Raw genomic sequence first — 16,860 nt, 5'->3', positions numbered from 1 at the left:
AACAAAAAGGGGGAGCCGGTTGGCTCCCCCAGTTTTCTTGGTGCTTATTACCGAGATGGCTTATGCGATATCGATCGCCACCACGATCTCAGCGGAGGTAACGCCTGCCACGAAGATCGATTCGTCATCACTGGTGGTCAGCAACACACCACTTGTACCGTTGAGCGACGTATCGATCATCTCGAGGTCGTCCAGTTCGGTAATCGAGGTGATCGCCGTCAGGTCAAGCGTATCCTCATCAACGTTGAAGCCGTTGATGACGTCGTTGCCATGGCCCGCGCTGAAGATGAACGTATCTGCACCGGCTCCGCCATCAAGCGTGTCGCTGCCAGCATCGCTGGTGAACTCGTCGTCACCGGCACCGCCATACATCACATCGTTACCTGCGCCACCCGTGAGCGTATCGTCACCGGCATCGCCGTTCAGTGTGTCGTTACCAGCATCGCCAGACAGGTCATCGTTGCCGTCACCACCGGAAACAACGTCATTGTTGGCACCACCGGCCACAACGTCGTCACCAGCACCGCCGTCAAGCGTATCGTTGCCTGCGTCACCCATCACGCTGTCAACACCAGCGCCGCCGTTGATCACGTCCGCGCCTTCGTTGCCGTTCAGCGTGTCATTGCCTGCACCGCCCCAGATGGTGTCGTCACCAAGCTGACCGGTAACCACGTCGGCACCTGCACCAGCCCAGATAAGATCATCACCGGCCGCGCCATAAGCAAAGTCGTTGCCGTCGCCACCCCAGAGAGTGTCGTCACCAGCGTTGCCCGAAAGCGTGTCGATGCCGGCACCGCCGAAGATCAGGTCGTCGCCGTCGCCGCCACGGAGAGCATCCGTGCCGCTGTCGCCGCCGCCATAGATCGTGTCGTCGCCGTCGCCGCCGTCAACGTCGTCGTTGCCGTTGCCAGCACCGATAACATCATCGCCGTAGCCGCCCGTAACAGTGTCATCACCGTTACCAGCCCAGACAGTCGAATCACCATCGGTGTTCGCGCCCGTGCCGGAAGCAATGCTGTCATCGCCCGTGCCGCCGTAGATCAGGTTCGAACCGTTACCACCGGTGATCGTGTCGTCACCAGCACCGCCACCAATGGTGTCGTCGCCGTTGCCGCCTGCAACAACATCGTTGCCTGCGCCAGCCCAGATAACGTCATCACCTGCGTCACCGCTAAGCGAATCAGCACCGTTGCCGCCGTTGAGCGTGTCGTCACCAAGACCACCGTCCATGGTGTCGTCGCCGTTGTTGCCAACAAAGCGATCGTCGCCGTTGCCGCCGTCAAAGTCTTCGCTGTCTGCGTCGCCTGTGATCGTCGAACCGGTTTCAGCCGCATCGTAGTTATAGTCTTCAACAACCGTTGTCGTAACGTCCATCGAGATGGAAACGTCGTCGTTCGAAACGTCTGTCAGCGTGATCGTGAACTCATCATCAACGTTCGAGCTTTCGTTCGCAAACGCGGTCGAGGCTTTGAAGCTGATGCTGTCGATGTTGCCATCGCTGTCCGTGTCAAGCGCGGTGATCGTGCCGTTGTCAACAGCAACCGTGTCGCCGTTTGAATCAACTGCCGTACCATTGATCGCCGTGATACCCCACTCGGTACCCGCGGTCGCCGTCGTGACAATCGCGTCCGCTGAGGCGTCCCAAACCAGAACGTCGTCATTGTAGTTCGAACCCGTCGCCGAAGCGCCAGCCACTGCAGAGAGGCTGTTCGAGATCGAGAAGTTAACGTCGTCGTTCGAGCCCATGTCGATCGTTACGTTGTCTGCCTGGAACACTTCAACGTTCGTCACCGTGTCAGCGTTGCCGTCGCCGTCAAGGTCAATCGTGACCGTGCCGCCCGATACCGTCAGGTCCGTCGTCTCGTCGATAGTACCGTCGATGACAAACGTATCGTCGCCAAGGCCGCCGTCTACAACGTCCTGGCCTGTGCCATCGTTGAAGACGTCATCGCCGTTGCCGCCGTCCATCGTCTCTGTGCCGGAAGCGCTGCTGGCATTGCCGCTCGAGAGCGTGTCATCGCCTTCACCGCCGATAAGGCTGTCGTCGCCGTTGCCGCCGGAAATGTCATCCGCGCCGTCACCGCCGTCAACTGTATCGTCGCCCGTGCCGCCCGTCAGAACGTCGTCGCCCGGACCACCATAAACTTCGTCGTTACCTGCGCCGCCGTCGACTGTATCGTCGCCGCCGTTGCCAGATACCTTATCATCGTTCGCACCGCCGGAAACATTGTCGTTACCGTCGCCACCAACGAGGCTGTCATCGCCTGCGCCGCCCGACAGTTCATCGTCGTTCGCGCCGCCTGTCAGCGTGTCGTTGCCTGCCTCGCCATAAAGCGAGTCATTACCTGTACCGCCAGAAAGCTGATCGTTGCCTTCAGCACCATACGTGACATCGTCATCCGCCGTGCCGAAAATCGAATCGTTACTTTCCGTACCGAAACGTGTGTAAATAGCCATAGTGTTCCTCCTAAAAGCACCAAGAGAATCTGTTTACCGGGCACCTGAGCATGCCCTTAGTCCCTCGTTAACTAAAATAATTACTCGTTGTCAACAACGCACTCCTCTGCACATTGCTTTCAACTGCGGCCATACTAATGGCAGAATTTTTGGAACACAATCCAAAAAAAACAAGAAATTACGTACTTTATGGCACTTTCGACCAGAAGACCGCTTCAGGGAGCTGGGCAGCCCCCTACATCCCCATGACAATCGACACCCAGCCGGACACAAAAATCAGTCACACGGGGATGAGGAACGCACCTTCGCGATCAGGGGGTCCAGGGACATCTTCAGGGCCGGGTCGGCCTTCAAAACCCGGCCATAGACATCGTTGACAGCCCTCATGGTCAGGCCATCGCGAAAGTCGCCTTCCGGGACGCGGGTTTCAGCCATCGTCGGCCACTCTGGTAAAAAGTCCCGCAAAAAAAACCGCATCTGCGCCGCATGACGGTCGCGCACAGCTTTTTGCACCTGCTCTGGCATGGCAGGCTTCTCTCTATATATAGGGTACTCCAGCGCCACACGTTGAACCGCCTCATAGAGTTGCCACCAGACCTCGCCAAGTTCTTGCTTATGCGGCACAAGCGTCCGGGCGAACTCGAGCAAATCCCCGCCGATGCTGGGATTGCCGTCCTCCTTGACGAAGGTGAGTGTATCCCGCACGGCCTGGGGCAAGTCGATCTGTGCAAGAAAATCATGCCGCACATCCGCATTGAGCAGTGTGTCCCGGCAGAACGCCCTGATGCGAAGGCCCGCTGATGGAAACGCAGCCTGCCAGCCCGAAAGGAAGTCATGATACGGCACATAAAAGCCAGCGGCATAGTCTTCCAGCGTCGCCGCGGTGTTCCCGGCCTTTACTTTCTGCGCGTAGGACGAAATCAGATAATCCAGCGGCTCGCGGAAATAAGCGATGATGGTCAGATCAAAAGGCGCCAGCGCCACCTCAAGGCGGGCAGGATCAATATTTTGAAAGGCCTCGCTGCTGACCACCGATACGGCGTGGTCGGCCACATCCGCCCAGAAACGCTCTATCTGGCTTGGCCGCTCCGGCTCACCGGCATAAAGCCCCGCATAAAAATGGGCAACCGGGTGGTGAGCGAACGGCTGGCGCATATGCGCTGGATAATAATACCCCGCACCTTCAAGCGCCGCGGTATTTTTCGCCAGAAATCGCTGCAGGGATGACGTGCCACATTTGTGGCGCCCGATATGCAGATATAATTTTGGTTTGTCGGTCATGCGATTGATTTATGCCATCCGGGCTACAAAAGCGAGTTTTCTTGTTCCGCGATTGCTGTTGCATGGGCTGTGCTTGCAGGATATACGCGCTTCAAGGCCCTACCAACGGACAGACGGGAGTTGACGTGCTCGACCAGTGGAAAATCAAATGCCTGGTGCCGGACCTGCCCAGTGCGGAGGACGTACTGCCCTTCCTGCGGCGCATGGACAATGAACGATGGTACTCCAACTTCGGGCCACTCGTGAGGGAATTCGAAGCTGGTATGTGCCATTTTATCGGCGCAATGTCCCCCCGCCCCGTGGAAACGTTGACCACCGTTACCTTTTCATCCGCCACCACTGCGCTTGAAATTTTGCTGCGTGTGTCCGACCTGCCCGCGAAAGCCCGCATCCTGACCCCGGCACTGACCTTTTCGGCGACAGCCGGTGCTATCAGGCTTACCGGACACCAGCCGGTATTTTCGGATGTCGACCCTGCCACATGGGATCTCACGCCGGCCCTTGCCCGCGCAGCGGCAGAGCAAACAAAAATAGACGCCGTCATGCCAGTGGCAATCTACGGCTATCCACTTGACATGGCGGCATGGGCCGCCTTCCAGGCCGAGACCGGCATACCGGTTTTTGTCGACGCCGCGGCAGCGCTTGGCAATCAGGAAGTGCATCCTGATATCCCGGTTTGTTTCAGCCTGCATGCGACCAAACCCTTCGGTGTGGGTGAAGGCGGCCTGCTTGTCACCGGCCAACGCGACCTGGCCGAGCGCGCCCGCAGGCTGACAAATTTTGCTTTTGTGGATGGCACCAGCCGCGAGGTAGGCACCAATGCGAAGATGGCCGAAGCCATGGCAGCCTACGGCCTGTCCCAACTGATCCGCTTTACCGATGTACAGGAACGCCGCAAGACTGTCCTTCGCCACTATATATCGGCGTTCGGGCTCGAGCGTTTCCACCCGGCCACGAATCGCTATATTCCGGGCACGCTGCTGCTGGACACCTCGGGCAAGGCACTTGAGGTGGCTGCCGCACTTGAAGTCGCAGCCATTCAGGTGCGGAAATGGTATTTCCCACCGCTTGATGAACATGCAGCTTATGCGGACGCAGACGTATTGCACAGCAGAGACGGTGCCCGCCTTCCGGTCATACATGACCTGAAGACACGCCTGATCGGGCTGCCTTTCCATGCATTCCTGTCCGAGGATGACATCCAGACCGTTGCGAAGACCTGCCAAAATGTTTTGTCTTAGAATGGTAGCTTTTCACACTATGACGGGATAAAACCGCTTTTGGGGGCGATGGTGCCATCTGGATGTGACTATATTACCGGAAGACTTTTCAGTGTTTATTGAACTCTTGAAAGAAGTTGAGGCCTGCGTCCTCGAAAAAAAATATGCTGACGCGCGAAAGCCGCTTAACAAAATTTTCGAACTGGTCGAGGCAGGTAAGGTTGGCTTTGGCGGCCAATCGCTGAGCGTCGGGATTATCAGCGAAAAAGAAGCCACCCGCCTCGCGAGCGCGATCACGCAGCTTTTAACAGACACAAGCTTTGACCCGGCAGTGGGCCTTCTTCTGGAACTGAACAGGTTCAAGCGGGCGCTTGTGCAGGTATTCGAGATCAGCGGGTATCGCGGCACAGACCACCTTATTAATATGTTCGGACAACGCGAAGGCAAGCAACACACCTATCGCCGCACTGAACTGCTGCGCATGTTTGCGGGCATTTCCATCAATGCAATGAATGATGTGCTGTTGTCGCTGCTTCTCAAGCTGGACCCAACACAGTCATTCCCGACCATGCTTGGCTTCCTGTCGGAACAGATGGTTTACACCAAGCAGGCCGAAGATATCCGCAGCCGCCTGCTGGAGCTTTCCGACCACTGGAAAGATGTAAACCCGCAGCCTTACACAATTTACACCATGGGCCCGCCCTATATGGGGTGCAGCTATGCCGAAGCGTCCCACAAGCACGATATCAAGCGCTGCTTCAATAATGTGATCCGCAACTGGCTGGCAAAGCAGAAAATTACCGACCGCAAACTGCCGACGAAACGGATGGCTAAAAAGCGACCGAAGCTGGTGATTTTTGCTGAGCTTTATAACTCAAGCCACGCCATGCACCGCTGCTATGGCCCGTCAATCCGCGCCCTGAAAAAAGACTTCGACACCACGCTTTTGCTGACGGATGTGCCCGCGAACGCTGAACTGAAAGCACTTGCGCACACGGTCGAGACGGTCAAGTTCAAACACAACAAGCCCAAAGATCTGATCGACAAGATCCTGAGCTACAAGCCCGACGTGATCTATTACCCCAGCATTGGCATGAGGTTTTCAACAATCACCTTGTCGACGATCAGGCTTGCACCCATTCAGGTCATGACATTCGGCCATCCTGCGACAACCAAATCCGACGCTATCGACTATGTCATCCTGTCGGATGAGCAAATCGGCAGCGACACCACCGTGACAGAGAAAGTGATGCTGCGGCCGACCAAGCCGTTTTTCACCCACCGGTCAGACGCAGCCAACATCCCGGCGGAGATCCGCCTGGACCCGGAGGTGGTGCGCATTGCTGTGCCAGCATGGTCACGCAAGGTGACACCCACCTTCCTCAATACCTGCCGCCGCATCCGGGATCTGGCAAAAAAACCGGTTGAATTCTGGTTCTTCCCGAACTCGTCGGGCGCATTGCAGCAGGCGTTGATGCGCCGCTATAGCGAGATTATGCCCCATGACAAGGTATTGCCGCGCACAAATTATAACGACTATATTGCCAACCTGAACAAGTGCGACATCTTCCTCAGCACCTTTCCCTTTGGGGCCACCAACGGCATTGTCGACGCGGCACTGCAGGGCCTGCCCATCGTCAACATGACAGGCCCCGAAGTGCATACCGCGAACGACAGTTCGCTGGTCAAGGAACTGGCCCAACCAGACTGGCTAACCGTTGACAGTGAGGACGGCTTTGTCAAAGCCGTGGTACGCCTGGTGAACAACCCGGGTGAGCGAGTGCAGATCAGCCACAACATTCTCGCGAATGACCCCGACAAGGCCTTTTTTGTGGAAGACGATGCGGACGCGTGGGAATTCAACGTGATTATGGACTATCTGTACCGCAACCATGAGGTTATTCAGGCGTCCGAGCAAAAAAGCTGGCACTATGAAGAAATATTCGCCGAAGCGGGAGTTGACATGAGCGGCAACCCGGTCACCGCGGAAACGAGCCCCAAAAAAGCCTAGCGCCGCCAGTCCAGCAATGCTTCCACTGCATCCGGGCCGATGGCCGGGATGCCTTTGGTCCGCGCCACATCCAGCCGTTCCTTGTATGAATCGTCGATAAAAATCGCGCGTTCGCCTTCGCCGATGAAGCTGCTTTTGGGGCGAGTGTCGGTGATCCAGATCACATCCGAGAAAAGGCTGGTGTGCACCGCAAGGGCTTCGAGCGTAAGATCCGGCTGCTGAAAGTGGCGGGTGATAAGCCGGACACGCCGACCAAGGCGCTTGCACTGGTAGACAAACATCAGAACGGTTTCATTCAGTTCACCATCCACGATCAGCGTATCGTCAAGATCAAGATATACCGTGTCATAGTCGAAGCTGTGCACATACCGGCTTGAAAGGGCGCGGTCGACTTCGATATCACCAATTGCTGGCGGGATAACGGCGACATCAAAGCCCATCAGTTCAAAAAGACCGAGAAGCACAAAGTTCACGCCCATAACCCGGTGCACCGACATGGAGCCGGCAACACGCGGCGCCACTTCAAGCAGCTTCAGCGTGCCGTCCGCCGCTTCCTTGAGTTGGAAAAACCACACGCCCTGCATGCCTATGCGGCTACTGATGGTCTCGGCAATGTCGCGCACCTTGTCGCCAAGCGATACGTTCTTTGACCGCACACTGATGCCGGATTTTGTGCGCATGCGTTCACGCGGCGAACAGAACAGCAGTTCACCCGTCCTTGAAGTATAGCAATCGATGGTATATTCCGCCCCCGGCAGATACTCGCACAGCAGCAGGCCTGCGTCGTGCTGCAGCGCGGCTTCGCATGCCGCCTTGTCGGGGGCCAGAACCACACCCTGCGACCCCTGCCCGATGTCGGGTTTCATGAACACGGGGAACGCGGGAACATCAGCCGGGCTGGCATAATAAGCCGGGACAAACCCCGCCCCACCCAGCGCGTCATAGGTGCGCTTCTTGGAGCGGCAGACATGGCATACACCAGCGTCCGGCGCCAGGACTTTGGCGCTGAACTTGTCCCGGTTTTCAGCAAGATACAAAAGCACGCTGTCATGCGCGGGGATCACCACGTCGATATCATGCCTGTCGATAACGGCCTGCAGGTCGCCATCAAAGCCGTCGTCGCTACAGTAGGGCAAGCCGCCGATATAGCGGCGGAAAACCATGCGGCCGTGGTCGTCAACGCTGGAAGCGCCAAACAGGGTGACCGACTTTTCGTATTTCAGCGCCGCGTGCACCTCAAGGCCGATTTCAGACCCGCAAGGAAATACCAGCACATTCTGTTTTTTGACCATGGTCATGTCCCCCTCGCCACGGCAAAAGCGGCGTCCGTTCTTGTGCCTCGCTTATAAAGCCTGATTGTGACAATGCCAATGACTATGGACCATTGCCACCCGTCCATCGCCGGTCCTTGACTTTGCCGCGTAAACTGGCGGATAAACGGGCGATGAAATCAGGTGATATTCTAAGCCCTTATACCGCTCCGGCCGCAACACGTGGAAGCATTATCCATGCTTAAGCATCTCAACTCATGGCGTGCACATCGCGAAGCGGTCAAACTGGCGCGGGAAAATTTCGACACAGCCTTCTACCTTAGAAACCATCCAGACCTGCCACCGGGCGTCAAGTCGCCGCTGGCGCATTATCTGAAGGAAGGCTGGAAAAAGGGCTATGATCCGGCGCCCTGGTTTTCCACAAACGCTTATCTGGCGGCCTACCCCGACATCCGGGATGCGGGGCTAAACCCCTTTCTGCATTATGTCAGCCGGGGTAAAAAAGAGAAACGCCCGCTGCCAAACCCGGCGGACTTTGGCCTTGGGCACGCAGGCGCGGAAGATTCCTTACGCACCGAAATGGCACAGGTCGCAGCCTCCGGTTATTTCGACGCCGAGTATTACCTGAAGCGCAAACCACCGCTGGCGGCTGGCACTGATCCGCTACGGCATTTCTGCGAACGCGGCTGGCGGGATGGGCGCAGCCCGTCATACGGGTTTGACATCGCGCTTTTTGACCGCCTGATGGGCGATGCACGGCAAGAGGCTAGAAACCCGATCCTCGATTTCCTGGATCAGGGGCTGGAAGGAGAGCTGGTGCCCAACCGCTTTGGCTTGAGCATATCGGGACCCCTTGCGGCACCTGGCGACGACAGCTGGGACGCGCTTTCGCCCATGGTTGCCCGCCAAGGTGATGACGCCACCGATATTATCATCCCGGCATATCGGGGGGTCGCTGAAACCCTGACCGCCATACAGGCGGTACTGCGCGCAATCACAGATGCACCCGCAAACCTGATCGTAATTGATGACGCGAGCCCTGAACCCGAGCTCTCGGCAGCGCTGGACCGCCTGGCCGCGAGGGGCCTGTTCACCCTTCTCAGGAATGACATGAACCTAGGCTTTGTTGGCACCGTCAACCGTGGCATGGCGCTGAACCCGGCCCGCGATGTGGTGCTTCTGAACGCGGATACCGAGGTCTATGATCATTGGCTGGACCGGTTGCTGGCGCACGCGGGTGGCGACACACGCATCGCCACCATTACGCCGTTTTCCAATAACGCCACCATCTGCAGCTACCCTGAAACACTCAAGAACAATCACTTCCGCTTGGAATGTGGTGGTGCCGGGCTGGCGGAAGCCAGTTACGCGGCCAACAAAGGGGATCTTGTCGAGGTTCCCACAGGGGTTGGTTTCTGTTTTTATATTCGCCGCGCCGCACTCGAAGCGGTGGGCCTGTTCGACGAAGAAACCTTCAAAAGAGGCTACGGCGAGGAGAATGATTTCTGTGTGGCGGCGGCCAACGCAGGCTGGCGTAACGTGCTGGCAACAGACGTGTATGTCAGGCATCGCGGCGAGGTTTCCTTCGCCGAGGATGCTGGCGCGCTGCAAGCCGAAGGACTGAAGTCCCTGCTCGCCAAACATCCTGGGTATCTGGGGGGTGTGCATGACTATATCGCCCATGATCCCAGCGCCAAGGCACGAGCGCGGCTGGACGCCATGCGTCTCAAACGTGCGATGGGTGATATCGCGCTTTTTGTCTCTCATGACTGGGGTGGTGGCATTGAGAAAAACATTATTGACCTGAAGGCGCAACTGGCGGCCGAAGGGGTCGGTGTTGTTGTGCTGCGCTCGGTAAAACATATGACGGAATATGTCACCTTCGATGCGCGGGACGGTTATTTCACGCCCAACCTGAAAGAACTGCATGTCCATGCCGACTATGACTTCCTGCGGGAGCTGATCGGCATCCTTGCGCCTCGCCTCGTACATGTGCACAGCTTGGTTGCCTTTGTCGAAAGCGCGCGATCGCAGGTGATGTCACTGGTGCGCGAAAGTGGTGTGCCCTATTATTTCACCTTCCATGACTATGCGCCCATCTGCGCACACGGCCAGTTCGTGACCCCCGCTGGTGTGTATTGCGGCGAACCCGGGCCTGACGGTTGTGCCAAATGTGTAAACACATTTCCCCCAGTTAACGGCTGGGTCGAGGTTATGGACTATCAAGCCCGCTACCGCGAGTTCATCACGGGTGCCGCGCGGGTTTTTGCGCCTTCTGATGCCGCGGCCGAACGCGCCAACGCTTTTCTGGGCGCCAACAAATGTGAGGCCATTCCCCACGCCGAATCCATGGACCTTGGCCCGGCGGCCAGCTCAAAGTCAGGCACGCCGGGGAAAAGCCGCAATCTTCGGCTGGCCTTTATGGGAGCACTTGGCCCCCACAAGGGCCGCGCTGTCATGGAAGACTGCGCGCGTGACGGCTGGGCGCGCGGCCTGAAGGTTGCGTATCGCCTCTTTGGATACTCCGACACAGGCTCCGGTGGGATCGAGACACTGACCGTCATGGGAAAATATGAAGATGACAAGGCCTGTGCAGACATGCTGCGCAGCTACAAGCCTGATTACCTGATGTTCCTGTCCATCTGGCCTGAGACATACAGCTATGCACTCTCAATGGCATTCCGCCTGAACATCCCGCCTGTGGTGCTGGACATCGGCGCCCCGGCCGAGCGCATCCGACGCGCGGGATTTGGTCATGTGCTGCCGTACGAATGGCTGTCGCAGCCAGAGAAAATCAATGATTATCTTCTGGAGCAGGCGCCCGCACCACTCTCCGCACGAAAACACGCCGCACTAATGAAGCAGATAAGCGAGCAAAGCATACCAACCCTGCTCTCCGACGCATTTTATGCCACGACCCGCCACCGGAAGTGATCGGCTACGGTCAAGTTCAATAGCCTTGCACCCAGCCTGGCATGCACTTAAAAGAACAGAAAGCTCAACAATTCGAAGCAGTTCATGAAACGCATTTTACACCAGCATGAAAAAGACATCCGCGCCTATTTTAAAGGCGACCGCGACAAAATACGCATCACCGGCACGTTTCCGGGCAAAGGTGTATTTGTGCTTTTCACCAACCGCTGTGGGTCAAACTATCTTGTGGAGTTGATGAAGCAGTTGCCAACGCTGACAATGAAAAATGAGATATTCAACGCCATCAATATAGAGCGCGCGGGCACCAAACGCGGACTGGAAACCTTCGAACAATACGTCCGCCTGATGCGCAAAGGCTGCCCGACACCCCACTGGGGCGCCAAAATTGGCTGTGTGCAGCTGGATATGTTGCACCGTTTCGGCCTTCTGGACGCCTTCGAAGAGGGCACATATATCGTATGGCTGAAACGCAAGAATATTGTCGCGCAGGCGGTCTCACACTTTATTGCCCATCACGATAAACAATGGGCATCATTTCACGAGCCCAAGGGCGATATGCCAGACTATGACTTCCACTCAATAGAGCTCATTCTGCGATCGATTTTGAAACATCACAGTGATGCCGAACTCACCCTTGGCTTGCTCGGGGTAAAATACCATGGTCTGTGGTACGAGGATTATCTTGCCAAACCGACGCCTCATCTGCGCGGTGTTTCGCGTTTCATCGGTGAACCGTTCGAAGAAATAGCGCGCGATAAAAGCAAATTCAGAAAACAGGATAATGCGGTTAAAAAAGAATATGAGGCACGTTTTCGTGCAGAGGCCAAAAACGCCCTCAAGCTCTAGAGACTAGTGCTCCAGCCGCTGGGCGGCAAGTTCGTTGATGGCGGCCATATCAAGGGGTTCATCAAGGAATTCAAACAATTTCTCGAACTGCGTTGTATTGTCCGCATAGTCTTCATAGCGCATCAGATAACTCTGGCCCGGATAATCGCGGCAGAACCGTTCAAACACCATATCGCTTCGCGTCACCAGGCCTTCGACAAAGCCCTCACCGGCATCCTGCCACCAGGAAGACTTGGCCACGTCTTCCCAGTGCCGGGTATTGAAAACGAACTTTGCTCGCGGAAAAAAGCGCTGCATGAAGGCAAGAAACCCGCTCAGGTCCTCAGCGGACAGGTCGCCATATCTGATCTCCTTGAACCCCACCACCCGCGCGTCTTCAGGCGGGCGCACGATCTCAGCCATGAATGCATCGATCATTCGCGCGGCAAAAGCATCGGCATCTACCTCGTCGGCACCATACCAGGGTCCGTGCGGCGGCACGGCGCGTCGGGTGTCGAAACGCTGGCGCATCATCCGTGCGCGGGCCCATGCTTCATAAACGGAAAAAAGCGCGTTTTCATTCTCGCCACGGATAAAATAGCCGTCGATAGATTGCAGCACCGTTTGCAACAAAGTTGACCCGCTGCGGCCATAAGTGACAATAAAGACATACCCTTTGGATGGCTGCCAGTTCAGGGGTTTGGACATCACCGCTGGCCCGGGCGCTTTTGCACACGCGGACGACAGGTCGATATAAAAACCATCCCCCTGACTGATCTTCCCCGATGGCATCCCCTGTGCAGCAAGCGCGGCCCGAACCGGGGCGACATCGTCGGTCAAAATCCTGTCAATAGCATGCTCATAGGCAAGCATGCGGCCATAATCGTCCGGGGCCATACCCGGCACAGCACTCGCGGGCAGCATAAGCAGCGTCTGCGCGCCCCTGTGCTTTACCGAGCCAAAAGCTTCAAGACATGTTGACCCATAATCCGCGATCAGCATGTCAAAATGCACAGCCAGCGTTTCAACCTCCAGCTGGCGCAACACGGTCATGACCGAATACACAGACCGGCCAAGATAAAATCGGCTGGTACCTTCGCTGCGTTCAAACTCGATTGGCACAATCATGTCTGCAACATTGGTTATATCTGCTGTATTGCCCGAGGGGCCGATCCCTTCCTCGCGCTCAATAATAACAAGAACCCGGTAACCTTTTTCGCGCATCTGGGTCATTCTGCCAACCAGGCGCTCGCGCGGGGTATCCGCTTCCATGATAACAAAGGCGCACCATTTTTCGCTCGGCTTCCGCACCCAGGGAACTGGCGGGAAATAGTCTTCATCAGCCGAACAAGCAGGCACAACAATATTTTTATATAGCGCGCGGGCATTAGGCCCTGCGTAGCGGCGGTCTGTATGGCGCAGATATTTCGCACCGCGCGGCAGTCGGCTGTACATCGGCCCAAGGCCTGCGATGATGTCAATGATGGCCCGGACGGCGGGGCACGCCTCAAGCGGGCAGGAAATGACCGCGTGCTGGAAGGTGCCTGGCGTCAACTGCACCAAGGGGCTTTCATCCCACATCACCCGTTCAAAATAGGCTGCATCGAATGCCAGCATATGGGCGGTATCACGCGCGCTGGTCCCGAGCCATTCAACACCAGCGCCTGCATGAAAGCTGATGGCCAGCGCGTCGGCTGGTCGCCTCAGCAAATGCCAGAAAAGCCAACGCAAATAGGGGCGGCACCGACCCATTAGCATCTGCCAGACCACGTCCGGACACACCATAACCTTAAGCGGGAAAAAATATTCCTTCGGGCTTGCTTTCACCCGCGCCAGCAGATCCGCGAATGCGGCACCGGTCATTTCATGATGGCCGCTGTCAGGGTCTGCGAATAGCCGCACCCTGTCTCCATTTTCATTGATAACAGCAAAGGTCGGCGCTTCGTCGTGTAACACCTGCATAAGATGGGCTGGCTCAAAAAGCGCTTTATGCTTGGCTTTCATTCGCGCGATAAGAAGTTCTTCCTCGCGGCGTGAATCTGCCAGCATGCTCTCGGCCCGTCTGCGGTACAGGAACCCGGCGTCCTTTACCCGGACACCACGATACCCGGCACCCAGCGCCCCAAGCCAAAAGTCCCAGTCTTCAAAGCCTGAACGCATGGTTTCATCATAGAAGACGCCATGGTGAAACATCGACGCGCGGACAAGCGACCCCGCTTCGGAAATATTGCCTGCCAGATGCTTGAGAACTGAATAGTCCGGCGCAGTTTCACGGGTATCGAACCCGCCACGCCCCCATGACAGACCAAAAAAGGATATGTCCGGATAGGCCCACCCAATTGTCTCATCGTCGCCAAGCGCCAAACGATAGGCGTCAATCGAATAAGGCGATAGTCTGTTATCGGCATCCAGGAAAAATATGGCCTCCATTTCAGGAAACGCCTGCAAAAGAAAGCGGACTCCCTTGTTCCGCGCTCCAGGTAGCCGAGTGTTTTTTTGGCGCAGGTAAAACAGCTTGCCAGGATATTCCTCGGCGAGATTGTGAACGATATTGGCGGTTTCTTCAAACCGGCAACCGTCGTCAATCACCACCACGCGGATATCGCGCTCGGTCTCCTGCGTGCAGGCGCTGATGATTGCTTCGCCCAGAAAACGCGGGTGCCCATAGGCCGGAATTACAACACCAATGGGGAGAGACTGCCGTCCAGCAGTTTCGGCTGTCGCCTCATTGTGCTGTAACGCCGATGTCGCACTCATGCGTACTTCCCGTCGGTGGTGATCAACCCGAGCGAAGTCCAGCGACACCAGCCGTAACTGTTCTCGCCGTCGATTGGCAGCGCGGCAAAAAGCACATCGTGCGCCGCATCAAGCGGTGTCGGGAAATCCAACTCAAATCGGCTGATCTCTGTGGCCTTCAGCCGATCCGCAACCCAGGACACGCCTTCAGTAACCTGCAGCTTGCCGTCCCGGCGCGCCTCAGTCTGCGCCTCATCCGCGATCATCGCCATTACGGAAACGATATCCGGCTGATCAGACCGCGCGGCAGCGAACACATAGATAAAATCGGGCGCGGAGGGGTGACCTGTTCCGGCTGTCGCCACCAGCCGCCTGGTGCCCGCCGACGCAATCGCAGGCACAATTGCCGCAGAAACGCGGTCCTTGAGCGGGTGTGTCTGGAGATAACCGCCATTTTCATCCAGCAACATGGGTGAAAACCCAAGGACCCGTGACAGCTCTTCCCGCTTCTCGGTCCCTTCGATAAACTCCACCTGACCGGTCAGTTCCGGCAGGCGTATGGCCCGCACAAGCCAGCGGCCGTCGGGCACCTTCACAAAACTCGAGCCCCGATGCTCATCAACAAGTTCAGTCACCGCACGTCTGGTCTCAATATCGTTGAGCCGACACCAGCCGTTGTCTCGGCGGCCATCCAGCGATTTGGCGACGACGACGAGAAAACCACTTGATGCCGCTTTGTCATATACATGCAGCAGCAGCGAACGTTTTTCACCACCCAACATGACAGCTCTGGTTTCTGCCAAGATGACATCATGGTTCGCATTACCGGCAAGGAGGTCGCTGACGTGCTGTTCAATATCGTCAAGCGAGCGCACAAACAACGCATGGACAGCCATGACAGGCGTACTGGTTTCAGGCAGTTCAACGGACAGCCGATAACGTACTTCGCCTTGAGGTTTTTCGGCGGCAAAGGTCATGCCTGTTACACCATCGGTCGCGAGGTGACACTGGATCCACCCCTCGGCATCCGAACGCTGGAAGGGCGCAAAATCATGCTCGCCGCGTGCAGGGGCAAGCCGTTCCTCACCGCCATAAAAGCCTGTTCTTGACGGGAAATAACCCGGCCGCGTGTGGATACTTATATCCGATGACACATTGATCGCACTCAGCGCTGCCTTACTCAGATCCGGGCGACAAATTCGTTTATAGAACTTCAGCGCCAGGCTCTGCTGCCCATCAGCCGTGCCAAACCGGTCAGCTTTCATTGCGGTTAGCGCCAGCTTCGGCCCGTTATTGTCGGCTGGGCCCTGCCAGGTAATTTCAAGCACAATGTCACCGAACACGTCGGTAACGATATCCTCAAACATGCATGTATACCAGCCAGCCTTCAAGACACCGTATGGGATCACAAGGCTTGCCAGTTTCCTGTCATCAAAATCACGGCGGATGGCGAATTCAAGCTGGCCTTCCCCATCGCTCGGTTCGCTGACAAAAACCGATACACCGGCGAGGCCAAGCCCGTCCACGGGCGCCACCTGCCGGAACTGATAAAATGCCTGCCCCTTCGGGCCGACATTATCATCACCCGGCGACAGAACCGCTATCTCGGTCATACTGTCATAGCCGATGCTGTCCATGATGCGCTCTGACAGCGCGAGCGACGTCATCATGCGTTCCGACGCCTGGCGGAGATAAACCACCTGCGCCTCAAGAGATGCAGCGGCGCGCGCCTTTTCCTGCACCGCTATGTTCTGGACCTCCATCAGGAAACGCAGCACCTGCAATTCTGCATCCTGCGCATCAGGCGACACCACATGGACAGGAGCCTCCGTTGCGGTTTTCGCCAGCAACTGTTCACAGCCCCATTCCGCATACACCGGTTTCGATGCCGGTGTCACGAGGATGGCGCATAGTGTCGCCGGCACGCCGTAAATATCAAGAACCGCGTTTAAAGCGTCCTCGTCAGGAAGGAATATCCGCCCGTCCGGCAGGCAGCATACTGCGGTGAACGCCGTCCCGACATGTGGGGTCACGAGCGGCAGTAACGCCTCGTCACACAGGACAACACGCCCGCCGCCAAACAGTGTTTTCAACGCGCCCGATGTAAGCTTCAGCTCCAACATGT

At 56.9% G+C, this 16,860-nt stretch carries 9 protein-coding genes; 4 read left to right on the top strand and 5 right to left on the bottom strand.

The annotated features are described in order from the left end of the window. Positions 1 to 60: 60 nt before the first annotated feature. On the bottom strand, positions 61 to 2,457 hold the full coding sequence (locus tag OEU85_RS00510; RefSeq protein WP_262689455.1) for a calcium-binding protein: 2,397 nt from the start codon (positions 2,455 to 2,457) through the stop codon (positions 61 to 63). A 276-nt stretch (positions 2,458 to 2,733) separates the two neighbouring features. Continuing rightward, a complete protein-coding gene (locus tag OEU85_RS00505; RefSeq protein WP_262689472.1) occupies positions 2,734 to 3,738 on the bottom strand; it encodes a hypothetical protein in 1,005 nt (334 codons plus the stop codon). A gap of 125 nt (positions 3,739 to 3,863) precedes the next feature. On the opposite strand from OEU85_RS00505, the gene OEU85_RS00500 reads away from it, so the two are divergent. Then, on the top strand, positions 3,864 to 4,979 hold the full coding sequence (locus OEU85_RS00500; RefSeq protein WP_262689471.1) for a DegT/DnrJ/EryC1/StrS family aminotransferase: 1,116 nt from the start codon (positions 3,864 to 3,866) through the stop codon (positions 4,977 to 4,979). A gap of 91 nt (positions 4,980 to 5,070) precedes the next feature. After that, positions 5,071 to 6,969, top strand: coding sequence for a hypothetical protein (locus OEU85_RS00495; RefSeq protein WP_262689470.1), 1,899 nt, complete (start codon positions 5,071 to 5,073; stop codon positions 6,967 to 6,969). On the opposite strand, the gene OEU85_RS00490 is transcribed toward OEU85_RS00495, so the two are convergent. After that, positions 6,966 to 8,261 (bottom strand): ATP-grasp domain-containing protein, encoded by a 1,296-nt coding sequence (locus OEU85_RS00490; RefSeq protein WP_262689469.1) that lies wholly within the window; start codon positions 8,259 to 8,261, stop codon positions 6,966 to 6,968. The genes OEU85_RS00495 and OEU85_RS00490 overlap by 4 nt on opposite strands. Before the next feature lie 216 nt (positions 8,262 to 8,477). Between OEU85_RS00490 and OEU85_RS00485 the strand changes: the two genes are divergently transcribed. Both OEU85_RS00485 and OEU85_RS00480 read left to right on the top strand, forming a co-directional pair. Further along, positions 8,478 to 11,174: a glycosyltransferase gene (locus OEU85_RS00485; protein ID WP_262689468.1), complete on the top strand. Its 2,697-nt coding sequence runs from the start codon at positions 8,478 to 8,480 to the stop codon at positions 11,172 to 11,174. Positions 11,175 to 11,258: 84 nt separating this feature from the next. Then, positions 11,259 to 12,020 carry a Stf0 family sulfotransferase gene (locus OEU85_RS00480; protein WP_262689467.1) on the top strand — a complete coding sequence of 254 codons (762 nt, stop codon included), beginning with the start codon at positions 11,259 to 11,261 and terminating at the stop codon, positions 12,018 to 12,020. 3 nt (positions 12,021 to 12,023) lie between these two features. Here the strand turns inward: OEU85_RS00480 and OEU85_RS00475 are convergent, their stop codons facing one another. Continuing rightward, a complete protein-coding gene (locus OEU85_RS00475; RefSeq protein ID WP_262689466.1) occupies positions 12,024 to 14,756 on the bottom strand; it encodes a glycosyltransferase in 2,733 nt (910 codons plus the stop codon). Next, positions 14,753 to 16,858, bottom strand: a complete 2,106-nt coding sequence (locus OEU85_RS00470) for a DUF6212 domain-containing protein (RefSeq protein ID WP_262689465.1) — start codon at positions 16,856 to 16,858, stop codon at positions 14,753 to 14,755. Before OEU85_RS00470 ends, OEU85_RS00475 begins: the two co-directional genes overlap by 4 nt. Between the last annotated feature and the right edge of the window lie 2 nt (positions 16,859 to 16,860).

It is taken from the genome of Kordiimonas aestuarii (genome assembly GCF_025574465.1).
Classification (GTDB): Bacteria; Pseudomonadota; Alphaproteobacteria; order Sphingomonadales; family Kordiimonadaceae; genus Kordiimonas; species Kordiimonas aestuarii.
Note: the sequence above shows the minus strand (reverse complement) of the source record. Positions and strands in the feature narration are given on the sequence as shown.